The sequence below is a fragment of the Streptomyces sp. NBC_01431 genome (genome assembly GCF_036231355.1).
Classification (GTDB): Bacteria; Actinomycetota; Actinomycetes; order Streptomycetales; family Streptomycetaceae; genus Streptomyces.
Genome location: NZ_CP109496.1, coordinates 7,514,447 through 7,538,553, shown reverse-complemented (window position 1 = coordinate 7,538,553; position 24,107 = coordinate 7,514,447). Strand labels below are relative to the sequence as shown.

Sequence of the window (24,107 nt, the reverse complement as noted above, 5' to 3'; positions counted from 1 at the left end):
AACCTCCCCGCTGCACGACCGGGACCGCTCCCCACCGAAACCGACACGAAGGAAGAAGAGCGATGGTGACACTCGCCGATGTGGCCAGGCACGCCGGCGTCTCGTCGAGCACGGTCAGCTACGCCCTCAGTGGCAAGCGATCGATCTCCGACGAGACCAGGGTCCGTATCGAACGGGCCATCACGGACCTCGGCTACCACCCCAACGCGGGTGCCCGAGCTCTGGCCGGCAAGCGTTCGCACATCATCGCGTTGGTGGTGCCGCTCCACCCCGAGGTCCACGTGCCCACGATGATGGAGATCGCCATCGCCGTCACCGTGGCCGCCCGCGAACACGGCTACGACGTCCTGCTGCTCACCAACGACGAAGGACCCGAAGGGGTCCGCCGGGTCGCCGCCACCGGACTGGCGGACGGAGTCATCCTGATGGACGTCCGGCTGGACGACGACCGCATCCCGGTCCTGCGGGCCCAGGAGATCCCGGCCGCACTCATCGGCCTGCCCGACGCCCCAGCCGGACTCTCGTGCGTCGACCACGACTTCGCCACTGCGGGCGCGCTCTGCGCCGACCACCTGGCCGACCTCGGTCACCGCGACATCGCCTTCATCGGCTACAGCAGCGGCGTCTACCGCAGGCACGCCGGCTACGCCGAGCGCACCCTGAAGGGCTTCCGCGGCCGCGCCGAGCAGCGGGACCTGCGCTTCCTCCACCGCCCCTGCGAGGGTACCTACGAGAGCACGGCCGGCACCCTGGCCCGCATCCTCGCGGACCGGCCGGACACCACCGGGTTCGTCGTGCAGAACGAGACCGCGATCGGCCCGCTGCTCAGCCTGCTGCGCGCCAGCGGACGGACCGTGCCGGAGGACGCCTCCGTCATTGCCATCTGCCCCGATCCGCTCGCGGAGCAGCACTCGCCCCGGCTCACCTCCGTGACCGGTCCGAAGAAGGACCTCGGGCAGGTCGCCGTCGATCAGGTCATGGCAAGGATCGGCGCGGCCGCCGCAGGCGAGGAGCCGCAGGACCAACTCGTCCTGATGGCACCGGAACTGGTGGTCCGCGAAAGCACCGCACCGGCTCCGCGCCGCAGTTGACACCACGACCGAAGGGCGGTTCCCAGATGGACTTGCGCCGGCTCACCGACCGCCTCGGCGGCCTCGCCTTCGGCGGGGACTACAACCCCGAGCAGTGGGACGCGGAAGTGTGGAAGCAGGACGACGAACTGATGCGTCGGGCGCGGGTCAACCTCGCCACCGTCGGTGTCTTCTCCTGGGCCCTGCTGGAGCCCGAGGAAGGCCGCTACGACTTCGGCTGGCTCGACTCCCACCTCGACCGCCTGCACGCGAACGGGGTCGCCGTCGACCTGGCCACCCCGACCGCCTCCCCGCCCCCCTGGTTCACCCTGGCCCACCCGGACGCCCTGCCGGTCGGCCGCGACGGCGTCCGACTGACCCACGGCAGCCGGGACACCTACTGCCTCGCCGCCCCCGCCTACCGCCGGGCCGCCCGGCGCATCGCCGGCGCACTCGCCGAACGCTACGGCGACCATCCGGCGCTCGCCCTGTGGCACGTACACAATGAGTACGCGACCCTCTGCTGGTGCGATCACACCGCGGCCGCCTTCCGGGTCTGGCTGCGCGCCCGCCACGGCTCGCTCGACACCCTCAACGAGGCCTGGGGGACGGCATTCTGGAGCCAGCGCTACACCTCCTGGGAGCAGATCCTGCCGCCCCGCGCCAGCCAGTGGCACCGCAACCCCGGCCAGGCCCTGGACTTCAGCCGCTACTGGTCCGACGAGACGCTCGCCGCCTACCGCGAGCAGCGCGACGCGATCCGCGCCCACAGCGACCGCCCGGTGACCACCAACCTCATGCTGCCCTCCTACCAGAACCTGGACCTGTGGGCATTCGGCCGCGAGGTCGACCTGGTCGCCGTCGACCACTACCCCGCCGCGCCGGGCGTCGACGCCGCCGCCGACACCGCCTTCGGCGCCGACCGGGCCCGCTCCTTCGGCGGCGGCGCGCCCTGGCTGCTGATGGAGCAGGGCACCAACACCGTCTACGCCGGTGACCGCGTCCTCGGCAAGGAGCCGGGCGACATCCTGCGGCACACCCTCGGCCACATCGCCCGCGGCTCGGAGGGCGCGCTCTTCTTCCAGTGGCGCCAGTCCCGGGCCGGCGCCGAGCAGTGGCACTCGGCGATGGTCCCGCACGCCGGGCCGGACAGCCGCACCTTCCGCGAGGTCACGGAGGCCGGAGAGGCCGTCGCCCGACTCGGTGAACTCGCCGGATCCACCGTCCGGGCGGAGGTCGCCGTCCTGCACGACTCCGACGCCTGGTGGGCGATGCAGTTCGACGGACTCCCCTCGGCCGAACTCGACTACCACGCCACGCTGCGCCGCGCCCACCGGGCGCTGTGGGACGCCGGTGCCACGGTCGACTTCGCCCACCCCGAACACGACCTGAGCCGCTACCGGCTGATCCTCGCTCCGGCCCTGTTCCTGCTCAGCGACGCGGGTGCCGAGAACCTGCGCCGCTACGTCGCCACCGTCGGCACCCTGCTCGTCCAGCCCTTCAGCGGCGTGACCGACGAGCGCCTCCACTCCCGGCTCGGCGGCTACCCGGCCGCAGCGCTGCGGGAGGCGCTGGGCATCCGGGTCGAGGAGTACCGCCCCTTGCGGAAGGACGAGGAGGTCGTCCTCTCCGACGGCTCGACCGCGACCTCCTGGAGCGAGTCCCTGCGCACCGAGGGCGCCGAGGCGCTCGCCGCGTACACCCACGGCATGCTCGCCGGCAGCCCGGCGCTCACCCGCCACGACTTCGGCTCCGGCCACGGCTGGTACCTCTCCACCCGTCTTGACGACGCCGGTTACGCCGCCCTGGTCGGCCGACTGCTCACGGAGTCCGGCGCGGCCCCGGAGTTGCCGGGCCTGCCGCAGGGGGTCGAAGCCGTCACCCGCCACGCCCCGGACGGCCGGGGCTGGCAGGTGCTGCTCAACCACCGCTCCGAGGCCGTACCACTGCCGCGGTCCGGCCACGACCTGCTCACGGACCGGCCCGTACACCAACTGCCGCCCGGCGGCTGCGCGGTACTGCGTTCGAACTGAACGCTCCCCCACGTCTTCCCCGCCCCCATCGAGGAAAGCCACCATGCCCGACCCACACGAGACGATCCGCTGGGGCCACCACGCCCTGGAGCTGGAAATCGGCCTGGGCGAGCACGGCACCCCCCGCCTGGTCCGCATCGGCACGCCCGGCGAGAGGGGCACCGACCCGCGCCCCGGCGCACCGCTGCCGCTGGTGGAGGTGACGACCGCAGGCCTCGGCCGCCACTGGTCGGGCCGGCACCTCATCGACACCGCCCTCGGCTCGCGGCTGCGCCACCGCTCCCACCGCGCGACCCGGGACGGCGACTGGCACGTGCTCACCGTCGAGCTCCACGAGCCGGAGACCGGTCTGACGGCCGAGGCGGTCTACCGGTCCCCGGACGGCCTGCCGGTGCTGCGCAGCGAGGTGGTGCTGCGCAACGAGGGGGCGGCGACGCTCCACCTGGAGTCGGTCGGCTCGCTCGTGGCGGGCTGCCTCACCGGGGGTGACCTGGCTGCTCTGGACAGCGCCGACCTGCTGTGGGCGGAGAACGACTGGCTCGCCGAATGCCGTTGGCAGCACAGGCCACTTCGGGTGTCCTCGCCCGCCCGCAACGGCCGCTTCCACTACCTCGCCGGCCGGAATACCCACGTCGTGGCCGGACAGGGCGTGTGGTCCAGCTGCGGTCACCTGCCGATGGGCGGCCTGACGGACCGCGTGTCCGGCCGTACCTGGCTCTGGCAGATCGAACACAACGGCGGAGGCTGGCGCTGGGAGTGTGGTGTCCGCGACGAGACGGCGTACACGGCGTTGTACGGACCCAACAACGCCGACCACGGCTGGCGCCAACCCTTGGAGCCCGGGGCCGAGTTCCGCACCGTGCCCGTGGCCCTCGCGCTCGCCGCGGACGGCGGCCCGGACGGTGCTTTCGCCGCCCTCACCCGCTACCGCCGGGCCACCCGACGCCCGCATCCCGACCACCGTCGGCTGCCGGTCGTCTTCAACGACTACATGAACTGCCTGATGGGCGACCCCACCACGGCCAAGCTGCTGCCCCTGATCGACGCCGCCGCCGAGGCCGGCGCGGAGTACTTCGTCATCGACGCCGGCTGGTACGACGACGCGGACGGCGGCTGGTGGAGCACCGTAGGAGCATGGGAACCCTCCACCTGGCGCTTCCCCGGGCCGGACGGGATTCATGAAGTCCTGCACCACATCCGGGAGTTGGGGATGGTGCCTGGTCTGTGGCTGGAGCCGGAGGCGGTGGGGGTGTCCAGTCCGGTGGCCAAGTCCCTGCCGAAGGAGGCGTTCTTTTGCCGCGCCGGGTCGCGCGTCGAGGAGGGCGGCGGCCGCTACCACCTGGACCTGCGCCATCCCGCCGCCCGCGCCCACCTGGACGCTGTGGTGGACCGCCTGGTCGATGAATGGGGCGTCGGCTACCTCAAGCTCGACCACAACACCGACCCGGGCTCCGGCACCAGCAGCCACCCCACAGAGGCCCCGGCCGCGGGCCTGTTAGGCCACAACCGGGCCCAACTCGACTGGCTCGACGGCATCCTGGACCGGCACCCGGACCTCGTGATCGAGAACTGCGCCTCCGGCGGCATGCGGATGGACCACGCCCTGCTCTCCCGGCTCCAGTTGCAGTCCACCAGCGACCAGCAGGATCTGCTGCTCTACCCGCCCATCGCCGCGGCGGCGCCCACCGCCGTCACGCCCGAACAGGGCGCCGTGTGGGCGTATCCACAGCCCGAGGACACCCTCGACGAGGTCGCCCTCACCATGGCCAACGCGCTCCTCGGCCGCATCCACCTCTCCGGACGGGTCGCCGAACTCGCCCCTGAGGCAAGGGAGTTGGTTCACGAGGCCGTGGCCGTGTACAAGTCCATCCGCGCCGACCTTCCCGAGGCGCTGCCCGTGTGGCCGCTCGGCCTTCCCGGCTGGGAGGACCCGTGGATCGCGCTGGGCCTGCGAGCCCCGGGCGGGACGTACGTCACCGCTTGGCGCCGCCCTGGCGCGGAGCCCACGGCGAGCCTGCGGCTGCCCCATCTGCTCGGCTCCGACGTCCGCGCCGACGTGCTCTACCCGGCCTCCAGCGAGGCCGTCACCCTCTGGCACCCGGACACCGCCGACCTCACCCTGACCCTCCCCGCGGCACCGACCGCCGTCCTGCTACACCTCAACAGCCGGTCTCAAAAGGGGAGTTGACGATGCGCCCTGCGACCGCGCGTGCTCCGCCGCGCGGGCCGTCAGCCGTACGCAGACACGCTTCATGTCCGGGCCCGATCCCCACGCAGCCGCGCCGGGTCCGCCATCCAGATCGTTGGAGTTCGAATCCCCGCCCGAGCACCCCCGCCCCCACCCTGGAGGGACGCATGAGATGGTCAACCTCTCCCTGTCGTGAACGCGTCATTGCCGCCGTGGCGGCTCTGTCGCTCGCGCTCACCGGCGCGCCCGCCGCCGCAAGCTCCGTGTCGGTGTCGGTGGACGCCGCCCTGCAGCTCGCCACCATCCCCGCCACCGGCGTCGGAGCCAACGTCGCGGTCTATGACGGCACGATGAACTCCTCCGCCACCCCCGGTCTGCTCGGCGCCGCCGGCATGGGCGCCGTCCGCTACCCCGGCGGCAGCTACGCCGACATCTACCACTGGCAGACCGGCACCGCCGAGGGTGGCCGCTACGTCGCCCCGAACACCGGCTTCGACGCCTTCATGGGCACCATGCGTACCGCAGGCGCGCAGCCGGTCATCACCGCCAACTACGGCTCCGGCACGCCCCAGGAGGCCGCCGACTGGGTGCGGTACGCGAACGTCACCAAGGGCTACGGCGTCAAGTACTGGGAGGTCGGCAACGAGGTCTACGGCAACGGCGAGTACGGCGGCGCCTGGGAGACCGACAACCACAGCAGCCACAGCGCCACGACCTACGCGACCAACCTGGTGAAGTACATCTCGGCGATGAAGGCGGTCGACCCCAACATCAAGATCGGCGCCGTGCTGACCACCCCCGGCGGCTGGCCGGACGGCATCGTGGGGCCGGGCGACACGATGGACTGGAACCACACCGTCCTGTCGATCGCCGGCTCAAAGATCGACTACGCGATCGTGCACACCTACCCCGGCAGCACCAGCCCGGCCGACCTGCTCACCAAGCCGGCCGAGGTCCCGGGCACCGCGGGCACCGTGCGCTCACTGATCAACCAGTACGCCGGGACCAACGCCCCCAACGTCGGCATCGCGGTGACCGAGGCCAACGCCACCAACTACCGGACCACCTCCCCGAATGGCCTGTTCGCCCCGGACGAGTACCTCACCTGGATGGAGAACGGCGCGTTCAACGTGGACTGGTGGGCCCTGCGCAACGGCACCGACTGCTCCAACCTGAGCACCGTCGAGGGCGCCACCGAGTACAACGACTACGGAATGCTCTCCGGCGGCGCCTCCTGCGAGCCGGCCCTGAACACCCCCTTCCCCGCCTATTACGGCACCCAGATGATCACCAAGCTCGGCGCGCCCGGTGACACGCTGGTCAAGGCGGGGAGCTCGTCCTCACTGCTCTCCTCGCACGCCGTCCGCCGCGCCAACGGCGACGTGGACGTCATGTTGATCAACAAGGACCCGAACAACGCCGCCACGGTGAACCTCGCCTACACCGGGTTCACCCTGTCCTCCACCACCCCGACCGTCCACTCCTACCTGAAGAACGGCCACTCGATCAGCACGGCCCAGAGCGGCAGCCCGACCACCCAGACCGTGCCCGCCTACGGCATCACGGTCGTCCAGATGCACCCGACCAGCGCGAGCTGACGGGTCGTCTACAACAAGAACGAGTGGCTCGGCGGCCTGATCGGCACCGTCACCGTCGTCACCAACAACCTCGGTCAGGTCAACGGCTGGGACCTCGGCTTCGACTTCCCCGGCGACACCACCATCACCAACAGCTGGAACACCTCGGTGTCGCAGAGCGGCCCGAGCATCAACGCCGGGGACTGCGTCCTTCAACGCCACCGTGCCGCCCGGCGGAAGCGTCCAGTGGGGCTTCAAGGCCACCTGGCCCAGGAGTGACGCCAATCCATCCGCCTTCTGGGTCAACGGCGCGTCCTGCGCGATCGGCTGAGCCACCACGAAGCGGTGCCCCGGACGCTCCAACGGTCCGGGGCACCGCCCCCGAACACGTACGGAAAGGAACTGACCACGTGTCAGATCAGTCCCAGCAGGGCGCCACCGTCCCCAACCCGGTGATCCCCGGCTTCCATCCCGACCCCAGCGTCTGCCGCGCGGGCGACGACTACTACCTCGTCTGCTCCAGCTTCGAGTACTTCCCCGGCATCCCCGTCTTCCACAGCCGCGACCTGGTGAACTGGACGCAGATCGGCAACGCCCTTGACCGGACGAGCCAGCTGCACCTCCCTCGCGGCATGTCCTCCTCCGCCGGAATCTACGCCCCCACCCTGCGCCACCACGACGACCGCTTCTGGCTGATCGTCACCAACGTCAGCGACAGCGGCAACATGCTCTTCACCGCCACCGACCCGGCCGGCCCGTGGTCCGACCCGGTCCGGCTGCCCGGAGTCCCCGGCATCGACCCGGACCTCGCCTGGGACGAGGATGGCACCTGCTGGTGCACCGTCGCCGGAGTCTCACAGGTCCGCATCGACCCACACACCGGCGAGACCTTCAGCGAGCCGCACTCGCTCTGGTCCGGCACCCCCGGCGCCCTGGCACCCGAGGCCCCGCACCTGTACCGGATCGGCGGGTACTGGTACCTGCTCATCGCCGAGGGCGGCACCGAACGCGGTCACGGCGTGTCCATCGCCCGCGGCCGCACGCCCTCCGGCCCGTTCGAGCCGTGCCCGGCCAACCCGATCCTGACCCATCGCGGCACCCCCCGCCCGATCCAGAACACCGGGCACGCCGACCTCGTCCAGGCGCCCGACGGCTCCTGGTGGATGGTGTTGCTCGGCGTACGGCCGCGCGGCGGCACCCCCGGCTGGCACGTACTGGGCCGGGAGACCTTCCTCGCGCCGGTCGAGTGGGTGGACGGCTGGCCGGTCGTCGGCGACCTTTCCCCCGAACTGCCCACCCCCGCCTGGCCGTTGCACCCCGGTCCCACCGCCCCGGTCCGGGACGACTTCGACCACGCCGAGCTGCACCCCCGCTGGATCTCGCTGCGCGAGCGGCCGGAGCGGCTCTGCACCACGAAGGAACCATCCGGCTGGCTGACCCTCCGCGCCGCCGGCGCCTCTCTCGACGACAACGACGTCGTGTTCGTCGGCCGACGCCAGCAGCACCTGGCCTGCCGCGCCCGCACGCTGATCGACCCCGCCGACGGGCGCGGCGGCCTGGCCGTCCGACTGGACGAGGAGCACCACTACGAGATCGAGGCGGGCGCCGGCGAGGTGACGGTGTACGCCCGCATCGGCTCGCTGCGCGCCGAGGTCGCCTCCCGGCCGTTGCCCGAGGGAGCGGTGGTGCTCGGCGTCGAGATCGCGCCCCCGCGAGACGCGCGGACCGGGCCGGACGCCCTCTCCTTCGGCTTCGAGGAGCCGGACGGCACGTTCACCACCCTCGCCGTGCTCGACGGGCGCCACCTCTCCACCGAGGTGGCCGGCGGCTTCACCGGCCGGGTCATCGGCATGTACGCCGCGACCGGTACCGCCCACTTCGATTGGTTCGACTATGAGCCTCTCCCGCATTCCTGACCACCCGTCAGGAACTGCCCACCCGTTCACACGAAAGGGACGACACGTGAACGACCCACAACAGGCCCCGCGCCCGCGCGGCCGGCGGTCCGGCGGGACGGTCGGCATCCTGGTGACGCTGGTCACCGCGATCAGCCTCGCCTGCGGCAACGCCATAGCCGCGCCCTTCGACCAGCCCCAGCCGGCAGCCGAGGCGGCAGCGGCCAAGGTCCCGCACGACCCGATGGCCGCCGTGACCCAGATGCAGCCGAGCTGGAACCTCGGCAACACCTTGGACGCGCTACCCGACGAGACCTCCTGGGGCAACCCCCTCACCACCAAGGCGACGTTCGACGGCCTCCGGTCGCAGGGCTTCCGCAGCGTCCGCATCCCCGTCAGCTGGTACCCCCACCAGTCCGAGACCGCTCCCTACACCATCGACCCGGCGTGGATGAAGCGGGTCAAGCAGGTGGTCGACTGGGCCCTGGAGGACGGCCTCTACGTCGAGATCAACGTCCACCACGACTCGTGGAAGTGGATCTTGAACATGTCCACCGACCACGCCAACGTCATGGCGAGGTTCAACTCGACCTGGCAGCAGATCGCCACCACCTTCAAGAACGAGCCGCGCACGCTACTCATGGAGAGCGTCAACGAGCCGCAGTTCTCCAACGCGACCGACGCCCAGAAGACTCAGTACCTGCGGGAACTCAACACCTCGTTCCACAGCATCGTGCGCAACTCCGGCGGGCGGAACAAGGACCGCCTGCTCGTCCTGCCCTCCGAGGAGACCAACTCCGCCCAGCACTGGCTCGACGACCTGTCGACGACGATGAAATCGCTGCACGACCGCAACCTCGTGGCGACCGTGCACTACTACAGCTGGTACCCATTCAGCGTGAACATCGCCAACGGGACGACCTACGACGCCACGAGCCAGAAGGACCTGACCGAAGGCTTCGCCCGGGTGCACGACACCTTCGTCGCCAAGGGCATCCCCGTCTACCTCGGCGAATACGGCCTGCTCACTTCGCCCTACTCCGGCGTCGTCGAGCGTGGGGAGATGCTGAAGTACTTCGAGCACGTCAACTACGTGGCCCGAACCAACGGGATGACCACCGCGGTCTGGGACGCCTCCAACGACTTCCTGAACCGCAGCACCATGCGGTGGCAGGTCCCCGAGATGGAGGCCCTGATCAAGTCGTCCTGGACCACTCGCTCGGGCACCGCCTCCACTGACAACGTCTTCCTTCCGGCCTCCGGCCCCATCACGGCGCAGACCATCACGCTGAACCGCAACGGGCTCCGGTTCGCGGGGCTGTGGCAGGGCAATGTCCCGCTGATCCCGTTCCGCGACTACACCCTCAACGGCGACCAGCTCACGCTGACGGCAGTCGCCCTCACCCGGCTGGCCGGGGACCGTGCCCACGGGGTCACCGCGACCCTCCAGGTCCGGTACTCCGGCGGAGTCCCCTGGAAGCTCTTCGTGCGCTCGTACGACAAAGCGGTGCTGTCCGGCGCCACCGGAACGGCCGACGGCCTCACCATCCCGACCCGGTTCAACGGGTCCCTGATGGCCAACGTGGAGTCCACCTACGCCGACGGCACTGCCGCCGGCCCGGCCTCCTGGACCACGTACCAGTCGTTCGACAACTACCGCGTCGGCTACGGCGCCAACACCACCACCGTCAAGGCCGACTTCCTCAAGTCGCTGAAGGACGGCGCCCCGGTGACGCTCACCTTCCGCTTCTGGACCGGCGCCACCGTCACGTACCACGTGACCAAGTCCGGCAACACGGTCACCGGCACCGCCTCCTGACCGCAGCCCCCGCCCCGGCCGCCACCCGTGGCGGTCGGGGCTCCTTCACGTTCAGAGGTGCAACCATGGTCCCGCTGCCCCCGCGCGTGCTGTTCGGCGCCGCCTACTACCACGAGTACCAGCCGTACGAGCGGCTCAAGGAAGACCTCGCCCTGATGGCGGAGGCGAAGTTCACCGTCATCCGGGTCGGCGAGTCGGTGTGGTCGACCTGGGAGCCGGAGAACGGCCACCTCGAACTGGACTGGCTGGCCCCGGTGCTCGACGCCGCCCACGAACGCGGCATCGCGGTCGTCCTCGGCACACCCACCTACGCCGTGCCGCCGTGGCTGGCCCGGCAGTACCCGGAGATCGTCACCGACCAGGGGACCGGCCGGCCCATGGGCTGGGGCGCCCGCCAGGAGGCCGACTTCTCCCACCCCGCCTTCCGCTTCCACGCCGAGCGCGTCACCCGGGCGATCCTCGCCCGCTACGCGGGACACCCGGCCGTCATCGGCTTCCAGGTCGACAACGAGCCCGGCCTGCGCCTACTGCACAACCGCGGTGTGTTCCAGCGGTTCGTCGACCACCTGCGGCAGACGTACGGCGACGTGGAGACCCTCAACCGCCAGTGGGGCCTCGTGTACTGGTCGCACCGGCTCACCACCTGGGCCGACCTGTGGCAGCCCGACAACAACCAGCAGCCGCAGTACGACGTCGCCTGGCGGGCGTTCCAGGCGCGCCAGACCACCGAGTTCGTCGCCTGGCAGGCCGCCATCGCGCGCGAGTACGCCCGCCCCGACCAGTTCGTCACCACCTGCCTCGCCTACAACCATCCCGCGTTGGAGGACGACGAGCTGACCGACGCCCTGGACGTCACCGCGGGCAACCCGTACTACGACATGCAGGACGCCCTGACGCTGCCCGACCCCGCGCCCGAGGACCACGAGCAGCAGTGGAAGACCACGGGGGTGTGGGCGCTGTACCAGAGCGCCGACCGGATCTTCTCCTCCCGCCAGGAGCCGTTCCTCGTCACCGAGACCAACGCCCAGGCCATCAGCGGCACTTCGGAGAACCAGCCCGCGTTCGACGGCCAGTGACGGCAGGCCGCGTGGGCCCTCGTCTCGCGCGGCGCGCGGATGATCGAGTACTGGCACTGGCACACCCTGCACTTCGGCACCGAGACGTACTGGGGGCGGCATCCTGCCGCACAGCGGCAAGCCCGGCCGGATCCACACCGAACTCGTATGCCTGGGGGCGGAGTTCGAGACGGCCGGGTCACTCGTCGCCGGCATCGAGCCCGACGCCGACATCGCGATGGTCTACTCGATGCCCAGCAAGTGGCTCATGCAGAAGTACCCGCCGCTGGCGAAGGCGGACGGCAGCCCCGGCCCGACGTCCTACCACCGCGTCTTCGACGCCTTCTACCGCGGCGCCTTCGAGGCCGGCCGCCAGACGCGGATCCTCCACGCCCGCCAGCTGCACGACGCCCGGGGCGAGCGCGAGGGGATCGCGCCCGAACTCGCCGCCAGGCGCCACCCCGTGCTGGTCGTCCCCGCGCTGTACCTCGCCGACGACTCACTGCTCGACTGGTTCGCGGCCTACGCCGAGGCCGGCGGCCACCTGGTGCTCGGCCCCCGCACCGGTTACGCCGACCACGAGGCCCGAGCTCGCCACGAGACCGCCCCGCCGCGCCTCACGGCCGCCGCGGGCGCGAGGTACGACGAGTTCAGCAACCTGCCCTCGGACCTCCCTGTTCGCACCATCCCCGACAGCCCGCTGAAGCTGCCGGCCGACGCCACCGCGACCCGTTGGGCGGAGGGCCTCACCGCCACCGACGCCACGGTGCTCGCCGGGTACGACCACCCGCACTTCGGGCGCTGGGCGGCGGTCACGACCCGGGCCCACGGCACCGGCCGGGTGACGTGCGTCGGCACCGTCCCCGGACGTGGCCTGGCGCGGGCGCTCACCGGCTGGCTCTCCTCGGTTCCTGTGAGCGGCTGGCGCGACCTGCCCGTCTCCGTCACCGCGAGCACCGGAACGTCCCCGGACGGGCGCCGGGTCCACGTGGTCCACAACTGGAGCTGGCAGCCCGCCGAGGCCCAGGCCCCGGTGGACCTGACCGACGTACTGGACGGTACCGCGGTGCCCGCCGGCGGGCCGGTCCCCCTGGGGGCCTGGGACGTACGGGTCTTCGTGACACGTTGAGACGAAGGGAGGGACGGCCGGGCACGGCTGGCGCGGCATCCATGCGGGAGGGCCGGGCGGCCCCTGTGCGGGTGGGTGCCGCCCGGCCCGGTCACTTCGTCGCCCTACGAACAGGGCGTGTGCGCGTCGTACTCGGCGGGGCTACTCAAGCAGCTCCGCGTACGAGCCCATGGCCATGGCGATGTCCGCCTGGGCCCAGAACCGGTGATAGGTGAAGGAGGGCGCCGCTCCGCCCGCCAGATACGCCTCGATCTTCGACCAGGCCGGGTCATTCTTGTAGAAGGACCGCAGCGAGGCGAAGGTGGACGAGGAGTTGATCGCGTCGCCGTTCGGCATCTTGCCGCTCCAGCCGCTCGGCACGTACACCGTGTCGCCGAAGCGGCTGTAGTCGGCGCGGGTTTCGGGGACCGCGATGCCCAGGCCGTCCTGGTAGTTGTTCCACATGCCGTCAAGCAGCGCCTTGGCCGTCGTCTTCGCCGCCGTGTCACCGGACTTGGCGGCGTAGTACGTCAGGGTCTTGGCGAATGCGGCCGCCACGCCGACGTCGTTGGTGTAGTCGGCGACGGTGACGTGAAGTCCGCTGTTCGCAGCGGGACTTGAGGCGTTCCAGGTGTCGGGCTGACCCGACCACTGGAGTGTGGCGGGGATCCGGTAGGTGCCGTCCGGGTTGATCGTGGTCTTGGACAGCGCCCACGCGACCCACTTGTCGAGGACCGCCTTGGCGTTGGCGTTCCCGGTCTGCTGGTAGTACTCGGCGACGCGCTCCATCGACCACGCCTGGAAGCCGAACCACTGGTTGGACGGCGGGTCGTGGTAGACGGGCTGCTCGTCGTAGTACATGCCGTAGAACGTCGACTTCCCGGCCGGCGGTGCCGCGTAGCGGCCCGCCCAGCTGTTGGTCGCACCGCCCGCGATGGCGCCCTCGTCCGACTGCAGCCAGCGGTAGAACTCCAGCTGCCGGGTCAGTGAAGTGCCCCAATCCGCGGCCCCGGTGGCCGACTTGGGCTTCAGGTCGGCGTTGGAGCTGAGCGCGTAGGCGGCCAGCGGGTTCTGGTATCCGCCGTGCACGTGGCTGGAGCCGATGCGCCAGGCCCAGCCGCCGCTGGTGTCGGTGGAGCCGCCCCATGCGTAGTACCAGGACAGCAGGTACTGCGAGGAATCCTTCCCGGTCCCGGCAGGACAGGTGGACGGCCCGACGCAGTTGCCCACCTTCTTGAAGTACTTGTCGTACATCGAGTAGCGCAGGTAGTCGCCCATCTTCGCGGCCTTTCCGACGGTCGCGGTGACGTCGCCGCCCTTGCCCTGCGCCTTGGCCCACACGTCCGCCCAGTACGCGGCCTGCACCGCACGCGCGTCGGCGTCCGGGGCGTCGGTGTACTTCCACTGCTTGGCGTAGGAGTTGTCGCCGGTGAACAGGTCCAGGTACCCGTTGGTGCCGCCGTACTTGAAAACGTCGCAGGTCGGCTGGGGCACCGTCTCCCACACGGATTCCTGCGGGCCGCGCTGGAAGGTGTTGATGTACGACGGCCCGGTCTGCGTCGGTCCGCCCTCGCAGGTGCCGCCGGACGTGTCACCGTAGCCGTAGACGTTGTCGACGTCCTGGAGCCAGTGCATGCCGTAGACGTCGTCCGTGCCGTACGCGGACTTCAGCTCGCCCGCGATCGGGTCCGATCCCACCGGCACCGACGTGTCCAGTTTCGCCGGGTACTCGTTCGGGGTGTCCTCCTCGGGTGCGTACGTCGCCGGCTTCGAGGCGTTGTAGGAGGAGTTGGAGGGCTGGTCCGCGTGCGTGGGGATCATGTACTTCTCCATGAGGGCCCACGCGCCGTTGAATTTCGACCAGTCACCGGTGACCTTGCCGTACATCGCCTGCAGCCAGATGAGGTAGCTGTAGGCCTCCGACGTGGTCTCGTGGCCCTGGTCCGGGGCCTCGACGATCAGCGTCTCGACCGAGTGGTAGGGGATGCCCTGGGGTGAGAAGTAGCCGTTCGCCGGGTTGGTGATCTTCCCGTAGAGGTCCAGGAAGCGGGCGTCGTACGTCTTGGCCGCCGGCAGCTCCGTCACGGTGACCGCCGCCTTGCTGTGGCCGGCGGCCGAGGCCGTGAAGGTCGCGCTGCCCGTGCCGGAGGAGTCCGCCGCGATGGTCACCGGCTGCGCGGTGCTCCAGTTCGACGGGGTGAAGGTGAGCGACGAGCCGCTCGAAACGGACAGGCCCGCGTTGCCGTCCGTGCGAGCGACGCTCACCGTCACGTCCGCGCTCGGCTGCTTCGACAGCTTCACCGAGAACGTCCCCGACTTGGCTTGCTGGACGCTGAGTTGAGTGGGCGATGCCACGACCGCGGGACCCGAGGCGACCATGATGCCGACCGGGGTCGATTCCGCGGAGGCACCAAGACTGTCGTACGCCTTCGCCAGCAGGGAATGACTGCCGGCGGCCAAGTTGGAGGCCGAGAACGTGAAGGGAGGACTGGTGTCCGTGCCCAGCAGGGTGGTGTCGTCGTAGAACTCCACCTTGCTGACCGTCGCGTCGTCGGCGGCCGCCGCGGTGGCCGCGAGCGGGATCGCTTCCCCCTGCGTGTAGGTCGCCCCCACGCTCGGACTGGTGAGCACGGTGACGGGCGGCTGGTGCGCGCCCGCACAGGTGGTGCCGTTGACCGTGAAGCTGCTGGGCGCGGTGTTGGTGCCGCTGTAGGTGAACTGTGCACCGGTGGAGACGGCGGCACCCGCGGCGATCTTCGCGTTGTACCCGGCATCCTTGACGGTGACCGTCCGGCCGGACTGCGACCAGGTGCCGTTCCAGCCGTTCGTGAGCTTCTGGTCACCACCGTAGGCGTACGTCAGGGTCCAGCCGTCGATGGCGTCGGTACCGCGGTTGGTGATGGTGAGGTCGGCGGTGAAGCCGGAACCCCAGTCGTTCGTCTTGTAGTCGACGCTGCACCGGACGGCCGCCGCGTGCGCGGCGGTGGTGCCGGAGGCGAGCATCGTCAGGGGTAAGGCGAGCGCGGCAAGGGCAGCTGTCCACCACCGCCGCGCGGCTCTGCGCCTGTGTCCGGGATCCATGTACTGGTTCCTCCTTGCGGCTTGCGGCTAGGGAGAATTCAGGCCTTGAACCCAGTGGGAGCGCTCCCATAGTGAGGACGGCCCCGCGTGCGGTCAAGACGTTTGAAGAGTCGAAAGAGTTCGCTCGGTCAATTGAGACAAAGTCAGGACGCGCCTCTGGGCATTTGCGCCATCGGGCGCTACGTTCCTTCGCACCAGTGGGAGCGGTTCCATTCAGTCGACGCGCCGGTTACCGGCGCGGCAAGCTGCAAGGAGTCGCTCATGCGACACCCCCCGTGTTCATTACTCTTAGCCGCCCGGTGCGCTCGTGCTCGTGGGCGGTTTGGCCTGCCCGTGGTGACGGCCGCGAAGGTCACCCCGCCCGCCGTGGTGGCGTGCTCGGTCACCGGCCGGCGGGACACCGGCTTCCGGACTTCTGGGAAGTCCATCAACCGCCGTGCGACACACGGCAGTTGGGGCCTCACGCGAGTGGCCGGCGGGATACCCAAGGCTGGATCGCGCCGTGGCACCAGTGCGGCACCACCGTGACTGCCGACGGGCTCCCCTCCTCCGGCTCGACCCGCCGACCCTGATTGCCGCCCACGCCCGCACGCCCACCGCGCACGGCAGCGGGCCCCGCGGCCGCTGCGCGCTGTCACCCCGTAGATCCCACGGAAACAGAAGGAAGTCCACACTCATGAATCGCACCAGAATGTCGCTGCTCGCTGCCCTGACGCTGGTTGCCGGGTCCTCCGCGACCGCGCTCTGCGCCACATCGGCCGACGCCGCGGCCACGACCACCCCCTGCACGGTCGACTACAAGGTGCAGAACCAGTGGGGCACCGGCTTCACCGCCGCCGTGACCGTCACCAACAACGCTGCCGCGAAGTCAAGTTGGGCGGTGAAGTGGTCCTACGCCGGCAACCAGCAGGTCACGAGCGGATGGAGCGCGAACGTCAGCCAGAGCGGCACCGCGGTCACCGCCGCCAACGAGAGCTACAACGGCGCGCTGGCGACCGGCGGTTCGGTGAGCTTCGGCTTCAATGCCTCCTACAGTGGCACCAACGCCATTCCCAGCACGTTCACACTCGACGGCGTCACCTGCAACGTCGACGACGGCGGCAGCGGTGGCGACAACGGCGGCGGCAGCAGCGGCAGCCGGGTCGACAATCCGTACGCCGGTGCCAAGATGTATGTCAACCCGGAGTGGTCGGCGAAGGCCGCCGCCGAACCGGGTGGCAGCCGCGTAGCCGACCAGCCCACAGCCGTCTGGCTCGACCGCATCGCCACCATCAACGGCGTGAGCGGCGGCATGGGTCTGCGCGCCCACCTGAACGAGGCTCTGAAGCAGAAGGGTTCCGGCGACCTGGTCGTCCAGCTGGTCATCTACGACCTGCCCGGACGCGACTGCGCCGCCCTCGCCTCCAACGGCGAGCTCGGCCCGAACGACATCGACAAGTACAAGTCCCAGTACATCGACCCGATCGCCTCGATCCTCGCCGACCCGGCCTACGCGGGCCTCAGGATCGCCACCGTGATCGAACCCGACTCACTGCCCAACCTGGTCACCAACGCCGGCGGCACCAACACCACCACCGACGCCTGCGTGACCATGAAGAGCAACGGCAACTACGAGAAGGGCGTCAGCTACGCGCTGGCCAAGCTCGGCGCCATCCCGAACGTCTACAACTACCTCGACGCCGGCCACCACGGCTGGCTCGGCTGGGACACCAACCTGGGCCCGGCCGCCCAGGAGTTCGCCAAGGTCGCCACCACCAACGGCGCGAGCATGAACGACGTGGCCGGCTTCATCGTCAACACCGCGAACTACGGCCCCGCCAAGGAGCCGAACTTCAAGATCACCGACAGCGTGAACGGGCAGACGGTGCGCCAGGCCAAGTGGCTGGACTGGAACCAGTACGCGGACGAGCAGGCCTATGCCCAGGGGCTACGCGACAAGGTGATCGCGGCCGGCTTCAGCTCCGGCACCGGCATGCTGATCGACACGTCCCGCGACGGCTGGGGCGGCTCGGCCCGGCCCAGCGGGCCCGGCCCGCAGACCTCCGTCGACAACTACGTCAACGGCGGCCGCGTCGACCGGCGCATCCATGTCGGCAACTGGTGCAACCAGAGCGGCGCCGGACTCGGTGAACGGCCCACCGCCGCACCGGCCGCCGGGATCGACGCCTATGTGTGGGTGAAGCCCCCGGGAGAGTCGGACGGAGCCAGCTCGGACATCCCCAACGACGAGGGCAAGGGCTTCGACCGGATGTGTGACCCCACCTACGGCGGCAACGCCCGTAACAACAACAACCCCTCTGGCGCCCTGCCGAACGCGCCGCTGGGCGGGCACTGGTTCTCCGCCCAGTTCCAGCAGTTGATGCAGAACGCCTACCCGCCGCTGCCGTAAACCGGCCGGCTCCGCCGGGGCCGGTCCCTACCCGCGAACCGGCCCCGGCGCTCCGACGCTCCCGCTCTCCCCCCACCTTCGAAGAGGATCCACATGCGACCGTCACCACACCGTGCCCGTAGCGCGCGAGGCCTGTTCGGCGCGTTGCTCACCGCGCTCATCTCGCTGGCCGCGCTGCTGACCGCCGCCTCGGTGGCACAGGCCGACACCACCCTCTGCGAACAGTTCGGGTCGACGACCGTCCAGGGCCGTTACGTCGTTCAGAACAACCGCTGGGGCACCAGCCAGGCCCAGTGCGTCACCACTACCGACTCGGGATTCAGGATCACCCGGGCCGACGGGTCGGTCCCCACGACCGGCGCCCCGAAGTCCTACCCGTCCCTCTTCAACGGCTGCCACTACACCAACTGTTCACCCGGCACCAGCCTGCCCGCCCGGCTCAGCACCATCGCCGGGTCCCCCACCAGCGTCTCCTACAGCTATGTGAGCAACGCGGTGTATGACGCGGCGTACGACATCTGGCTCGATCCGACACCGCGTACCGACGGCGTCAACCGGACCGAGATCATGATCTGGTTCAACAAGGTCGGCCCCGTGCAGCCCGTGGGTTCGCAGGTCGGCACGGCGACCGTGGCCGGACGCCAGTGGCAGGTGTGGTCCGGCAACAACGGCTCCAACGACGTGCTGACGTTCGTCGCACCATCGGCGATCGCCGACTGGGGCTTCGACGTCATGGACTTCGCCCGCCAGGCCGTCTCCCGCGGGCTGGCCCAGAACAGCTGGTACCTCACCAGCATTCAGGCGGGCTTCGAGCCCTGGCAAAACGGCGCCGGCCTCGCCGTGACCTCGTTCTCCTCCACGGTCAACACCGTCGGCAGCCCCGGCAACTCCGGGGCCTGCATGGTGGCCTACGCGACGAACACCTGGCAGGGGGGCTTCACCGCCGACGTCACGGTCACCAACTCCACTTCCTCCCCTGTCGACTCCTGGAAGCTCGGGTTCAGCCTGCCCGCCGGGCAGCGGATCACCAGCTCCTGGAACGCGGACGTCTCCCCGTCGTCGGGAACGGTCACGGCAAGCGGCCCGCCCTACGACGCGCAGATCTCCCCCGGCGGCCACGTCTCCTTCGGCTTCCAGGGCAGCTACGGCGGCGGTTTCGCCAAGCCGACGGGCTTCGGCCTCAACGGCACCCCCTGCGGCACCGCCTGAAACAACCCCGCGCGAGCGCCAAGGCCCGCCCAGCCGTGGCAGAGCCCGGCAGTTGACCCCGGCCCCCTCCACCGACGGGCGTCAACTGCCGGTCCTGGACGCGGTCTTGACGCGCAACACACGGGGCTGGCTTGATGAATTGGGAGCGCTCCCATACCTCACCCCCCTCAAGCCCCCCACCCCAGGAAGGCCCCATCCGTGCCCCCTGCCACCCCCGCCCGCGGCGTGCTACGCCATGCGGTCGCCGCGCTCGCCGGCCTCGTCCTGGCCACCGGCGGTCTGACCGCCACCGCGCTTCCGGCGCACTCGGCCGACGCGGCCATCGTCGCGGCCGCCGACGTCCCGGTCCGGGTCAACCAGCTCGGCTACCTCCCCGACGGCCCCAAGCGAGCCACCGTGGTCAGCTCCGCGACCGAGCCGCTCCCTTGGCAGTTGCGCGACTCCTCCGGCGTGGTGGTCTCCTCGGGCACCACCACCGTGCACGGCGCCGACCAGGCGTCCGGCCAGTCCACGCACCTCGTCGACTTCGGCGCGTACACCGCCACCGGCACCAGCTTCACCTTGGCCGTCGACGGCCGGACCAGCCACCCGTTCGACATCTCCGCGTCGCTGTACGACGGGCTGCGCGCCGACAGCATGTCGTTCTTCTACCAGCAGCGCAGCGGCATCGCGATCGACGCCGCCCTGGCGGGCAGCGCCTACGCCCGGCCCGCCGGGCACCTGGGCATCGCACCGAACAAGGGGGACACCAGCGTCCCCTGTCAGGCCGGGGTGTGCGACTACCGCCTTGACGTGCACGGCGGCTGGTACGACGCGGGCGACCAGGGCAAGTACGTGGTCAACGGTGGCATATCCGTCTGGGAGCTCGTCAATTCCTTTGAACGTGCCCGGCGTTCGGGCGGTGACGCGGCGCTCGGAGACTCGACGCTGCGGGTGCCCGAGCGCGGCAACGGGGTACCGGACGTACTGGACGAGGCGCGCTGGGAGCTGGAGTCCCTGCTGCGGATGCAGGTCCCGGCGGGCAGGCCGATGGCCGGAATGGCCTTCCACAAGGTGCACGACGCCGAGTGGACCGCACTTCCGACCCGCCCGGAACTCGACGACAAACAACGCGAGTTGCACAGCCCGTCCACCGCGGCCACGCTCAATCTGGCAGCCACGGCCGCGCAGTGCGCCCGGGTGTACGCACCGTACGACGCGGCCTTCTCCGCGCGCTGCCTCGACGCCGCCCGCCGCGCATGGGCGGCCGCGAAGGCCAACCCGAACGTACTCGCCCCGGCGAGCGACAGCACCGGCGGCGGCGCGTACGAGGACGCCGACGTCTCGGACGAGTTCTACTGGGCGGCGGCCGAACTCCTCGCCACCACCGGCGAGTCGCAGTACCGGAACGCCGTGACCGCCTCCCCGCATCACACCGAACCGGCCGACGGGTTCTGGTGGGGCGGCACCGCGACGCTCGGCCGGATCACCCTCGCCACGGTCCCCGGCGTCGACCTGCCGGCCGACGACCTCGCCCGGGTGCGCGGCCTGCTGACCTCGGCCGCCGACGGCTACCTCGCCACCATGGCCGGCCAGGGCTACGCGGTGCCGATCCCCGCCACCGGCTACGTCTGGGGCTCCAACAGCGCCGTCGCCAACAACGCGATGATTCTGGCCGTCGCCTACGAGCTGACCGGTCGGCAGAAGTACCGCGCCGGCGCTCTGGAATCGATGGACTACCTGCTCGGCCGCAACGCCCTCGACCTCTCCTACGTCACCGGCTACGGCGAGCGCTACTCCGAGAACCAGCACCACCGGTTCTGGGCGCACGAGAACGACGCCTCGCTGCCGCACCCGCCGGCCGGTTCCTTCGCGGGCGGTCCGAACGCGGGTCTGGAGGATCCGGTGGCCAAAGCCAAGCTCCCGGGCTGCGCGCCGGCGGCGTGCTATGTGGACGACATCGGCTCGTACTCCACCAATGAGGTGGCGATCAACTGGAACGCCTCGCTGGCATGGCTGGCGGCCTTCGCCGCGGAGCGGCCCAAACCCCCGGCGGTGCCCGAGGTGCGGGTGACACCGGCGGCGGTGGCCATCCCGGAGGGCGGCTCGGCGGCGGTCGAGGTGCGGCTCTCGGCCGCGCCGGCGCAGAGCGTCGGCGTGACCGTGGTCCGGAGCTCCGACGACGAGGACCTGGCCGCGACGACGGGCGCGACGTTGGTGTTCACACCGGCCAACTGGGCAACCGCGCAGCAGGTATCGATGTCCGCCGCGCAGGACGCCGACGCCGTCTCGGGCAGCGCGACGTTCACGGTCGCCGGGCCGGGGGTGCGGTCGGCGAGGGGGCCGTTGCCGCGGATCGCCGCAGCCTCGCTCACCGCGCGCCCCAGCGCGTACGGCCGCCCGGCCAGCAGGGTGACCACGACCGGAGTGCCGCAGTCCAGCCGGGCGCCGAGCAACTGCCGTTGCACGCCGGGCAGTTCGATCGATTCCACGTCGCAGCCCGCGCCGCTGGCGCCTCGCCCGAACAGGCCCGCCCGGTCACCGAGGGCCAGCACCACCACATCGGCCTGCCGAGCGGCACGGACCACTTCCGGGATGTCGCCGACATCGTCGCCGTCGACGGCCACCCCGCGCACCGACCACTCCTTGCTCCCGGCGAACTCGGCATTCAACGCCTCGCCCAGCGTGGGGAGTTCGATGCCGAGCGGCGCGTGCGGGTGCTGGCCGCCGACGTGCACCGGGAAGGCGTAGCAGCCGAGGCTGGAACGCCTCACTGGCCCCGGCCACCGGCCAGGTCGCCGCGAAAAACCTCAGCTACAACGGAACGTCGGCTCCCGGCGCCGCCAGCTCCTTCGGATTCCAGGCCACCCACACCGGCAACACCTCGCTCCCCCGCCTGTTCAGCCTCAACGGCGCCCCCCTGCACAACCGCCTGACGCCCCTCCCCTCACACGGTCAGCGGGTGTCGCGTTGGGCGTGCGCTTCGGCGAGGAGGAGGTAGCTGCTCGCCGTCCAGGTGTAGGCGCGGTCGCGCAGGCCCGTTCCGGTGAGGGCGTCGAAGTTCTCGGCGAAACCGTGGGTTTCGCACAGGGCGCGGAAGCGGGCGCTGATGTCGTCCGCCAGCCGGTGGTGTCCTGCGCGGCGCAGACCGTCTTCGACGAGGACGGTGGCGGGGGCCCAGATCGGGCCGCGCCAGTAGCCGTCGGAGAGGTAGTGCGATGACGTGGTCAGTTCGGTGGCGAGGCCATATGGCGTCAGATGGGCTTTGATGCGATCGGCCAGCGTGCTGCCGAGCTCGGCGGGCAGGTGCTCGCCCAACACGATGGGCATCAGATCGAGGAGGCTGGCGCTGCTCCAGGTGTCCCCGGTGGCGACCGACCGGGCGAGGAACTTGTCGCCGGTCCAGAGCTGGTCGAGCAGGGCCGTCTGGGTCTCCTCGGCTGTCGCAGTCCACCGGATCGCCTCCTCCGGCTTGTCCAACTCACGGGCCAAATAGGCCAGTTGGTGTAGCTGGAGGACGAGGAAGGCGGCGAGGTCGGCGGTGACGATCACCCGCTCGGGGTCGAAGGTGGTGGCGTTGTCCCAGCCGCTGTCGTTGCCGTGCTGGTAGTGGGGCAGTTGGGCGCCCGGGGCTCTTCGCGCGGTCAGCCAGAAGTCGGTCCAGCGCTCCAGCCGGTCGTACACCTGGGCAAGTTCGTCCTGGCTCGGCGGTGTCGGCAACCGGCGGCGCAGCTGACCGAAGGCCCAGCCGTGGATGGGCGGTTTGACGAAGTTGTACAGGATTTCGGAGTGGGTCACCGAGTCGGGCAGGGCGCCGCTGGCGTCCTGGTGGTCGAAGGGGAGGTGGTACTGGTCCAGGGCCAGTTCGGGACAAGCGGGCGCCAGGGCAAGGGAGTTGAAGCAATGGTCCCAGCTCCAGACCTTGTCCATCCAGTGCTTGGACATCAGCACGGCGTGTCGGCCGACCAGGCCCGCCGGCCGTACGGTCGCCGACCAGACGACATAGGCCGCGAGTTCGGCGGCCGGGGTGGCGGACGAGCGCCAGGGAGCCACCGCGTCCACGAAGTCGGCGAAGGCGCGCCGCGCGGACGCCATGATGTCGTCGAAGGGCGCCGAGGCCGCGTAGGGCGTACGGGCGGTGTCGAGTTCCTCGATCGCGATCTCCCAGACACCGTTCGGCTCCGCGACGACGGTGAGACCGCGGTCGCCGCCGCCGAGCGCCTGGGCTCCGGCCGTGTCGGCGATGGAGCCGGACACCATGGTGACCCGGTAGCGGCGGCCGGTCTCGTACGACGTGAACACGTACGCGTCCGCGGCCGGGTCGTGGAAGAAGTACGTTCCGCTGAACGGCGTCAGGGCGTGCGCGGCGGCGAAGACGCCGATGCCCAGGCCGCTCCCCCGCAGGCGTACGGTGTCCGACGACTCGTAGGCGAGGTCGACGCGCCCGCTTTCGCCGACCCAGCTGAGCAGGCCCGGTGTCGCCTCGATACGGGTCTCGGCGCGGTCGCCCCGCGTCGCATTCAGGGGGACCATGCGCAGCACGGCGTGCATGCCGTTCTGGTGCGAGACGAGGTGGAGGTCCTCGGCGTACGAGTTCTCGGCCACCACGGGCGATATGTCGAACCAGGATCCGTACGTGCTGAACGGGATGTCGTGGACCGAGAAGGCCGGGCCGGATCGGGCGGCGGTCATGTGTCGTGACTC

At 70.5% G+C, this 24,107-nt stretch carries 13 protein-coding genes and 3 pseudogenes; 13 read left to right on the top strand and 3 right to left on the bottom strand.

All coding sequences use genetic code 11. The features are described from left to right. Window positions 1–62 precede the first annotated feature (62 nt). From OG522_RS34375 to OG522_RS34340, 9 genes and pseudogenes are all read left to right on the top strand, one after another. A complete protein-coding gene (locus OG522_RS34375; protein WP_329466952.1) occupies window positions 63–1,091 on the top strand; it encodes a LacI family DNA-binding transcriptional regulator in 1,029 nt (342 codons plus the stop codon). A gap of 26 nt (window positions 1,092–1,117) precedes the next feature. Continuing rightward, window positions 1,118–3,103, top strand: a complete 1,986-nt coding sequence (locus OG522_RS34370; protein ID WP_329466951.1) for a beta-galactosidase — start codon at window positions 1,118–1,120, stop codon at window positions 3,101–3,103. A 43-nt stretch (window positions 3,104–3,146) separates the two neighbouring features. Next, a complete protein-coding gene (locus OG522_RS34365) occupies window positions 3,147–5,291 on the top strand; it encodes a glycoside hydrolase family 36 protein (protein WP_329466950.1) in 2,145 nt (714 codons plus the stop codon). 212 nt (window positions 5,292–5,503) lie between these two features. After that, window positions 5,504–6,889: a cellulose-binding protein gene (locus OG522_RS34360; protein ID WP_329466949.1), complete on the top strand. Its 1,386-nt coding sequence runs from the start codon at window positions 5,504–5,506 to the stop codon at window positions 6,887–6,889. Window positions 6,890–6,910: 21 nt separating this feature from the next. Then, window positions 6,911–7,120: pseudogene (locus OG522_RS41320) on the top strand (cellulose binding domain-containing protein); the annotation flags it as partial. Continuing rightward, entirely contained in the window at window positions 7,092–7,199 is a 108-nt protein-coding gene (locus OG522_RS34355) for a hypothetical protein (RefSeq protein ID WP_329466948.1), read from the top strand. The pseudogene OG522_RS41320 and the gene OG522_RS34355, both read left to right, overlap by 29 nt. Before the next feature lie 79 nt (window positions 7,200–7,278). Further along, entirely contained in the window at window positions 7,279–8,784 is a 1,506-nt protein-coding gene (locus OG522_RS34350) for a glycoside hydrolase family 43 protein (protein WP_329466947.1), read from the top strand. 46 nt (window positions 8,785–8,830) lie between these two features. Then, window positions 8,831–10,582 carry a cellulase family glycosylhydrolase gene (locus OG522_RS34345; RefSeq protein WP_329466946.1) on the top strand — a complete coding sequence of 584 codons (1,752 nt, stop codon included), beginning with the start codon at window positions 8,831–8,833 and terminating at the stop codon, window positions 10,580–10,582. Between the two features lie 65 nt (window positions 10,583–10,647). Continuing rightward, window positions 10,648–12,766: pseudogene (locus OG522_RS34340) on the top strand (beta-galactosidase). 141 nt (window positions 12,767–12,907) lie between these two features. Here OG522_RS34340 and OG522_RS34335 read toward each other — a convergent pair. Further along, the gene (locus OG522_RS34335) at window positions 12,908–15,826 is read right to left on the bottom strand and encodes a glycoside hydrolase family 48 protein (RefSeq protein ID WP_329466945.1); all 2,919 of its coding nucleotides are present in this window, start codon (window positions 15,824–15,826) and stop codon (window positions 12,908–12,910) included. Between the two features lie 676 nt (window positions 15,827–16,502). Here OG522_RS34335 and OG522_RS34330 point away from each other — a divergent pair. From OG522_RS34330 to OG522_RS34320, 3 genes and pseudogenes are all read left to right on the top strand, one after another. Then, entirely contained in the window at window positions 16,503–18,215 is a 1,713-nt protein-coding gene (locus OG522_RS34330; RefSeq protein ID WP_329466944.1) for a glycoside hydrolase family 6 protein, read from the top strand. A 93-nt stretch (window positions 18,216–18,308) separates the two neighbouring features. Beyond that, complete coding sequence (locus OG522_RS34325; protein ID WP_329466943.1) at window positions 18,309–19,424, top strand: GH12 family glycosyl hydrolase domain-containing protein; 1,116 nt, start codon at window positions 18,309–18,311, stop codon at window positions 19,422–19,424. 198 nt (window positions 19,425–19,622) lie between these two features. Next, window positions 19,623–21,431: pseudogene (locus OG522_RS34320) on the top strand (glycoside hydrolase family 9 protein); the annotation flags it as partial. Here OG522_RS34320 and OG522_RS34315 read toward each other — a convergent pair. Then, window positions 21,350–22,030: a glycoside hydrolase family 3 C-terminal domain-containing protein gene (locus tag OG522_RS34315; protein ID WP_329467848.1), complete on the bottom strand. Its 681-nt coding sequence runs from the start codon at window positions 22,028–22,030 to the stop codon at window positions 21,350–21,352. The pseudogene OG522_RS34320 and the gene OG522_RS34315 sit on opposite strands and share 82 nt — an antisense overlap. Before the next feature lie 146 nt (window positions 22,031–22,176). Here OG522_RS34315 and OG522_RS41315 point away from each other — a divergent pair, with 146 nt between their 5' ends. Beyond that, window positions 22,177–22,404 carry a cellulose binding domain-containing protein gene (locus OG522_RS41315; RefSeq protein ID WP_443074854.1) on the top strand — a complete coding sequence of 76 codons (228 nt, stop codon included), beginning with the start codon at window positions 22,177–22,179 and terminating at the stop codon, window positions 22,402–22,404. Here the strand turns inward: OG522_RS41315 and OG522_RS34310 are convergent. Next, window positions 22,359–24,095 (bottom strand): amylo-alpha-1,6-glucosidase, encoded by a 1,737-nt coding sequence (locus tag OG522_RS34310; protein WP_329466942.1) that lies wholly within the window; start codon window positions 24,093–24,095, stop codon window positions 22,359–22,361. The genes OG522_RS41315 and OG522_RS34310 overlap by 46 nt on opposite strands. Window positions 24,096–24,107 lie beyond the last annotated feature (12 nt).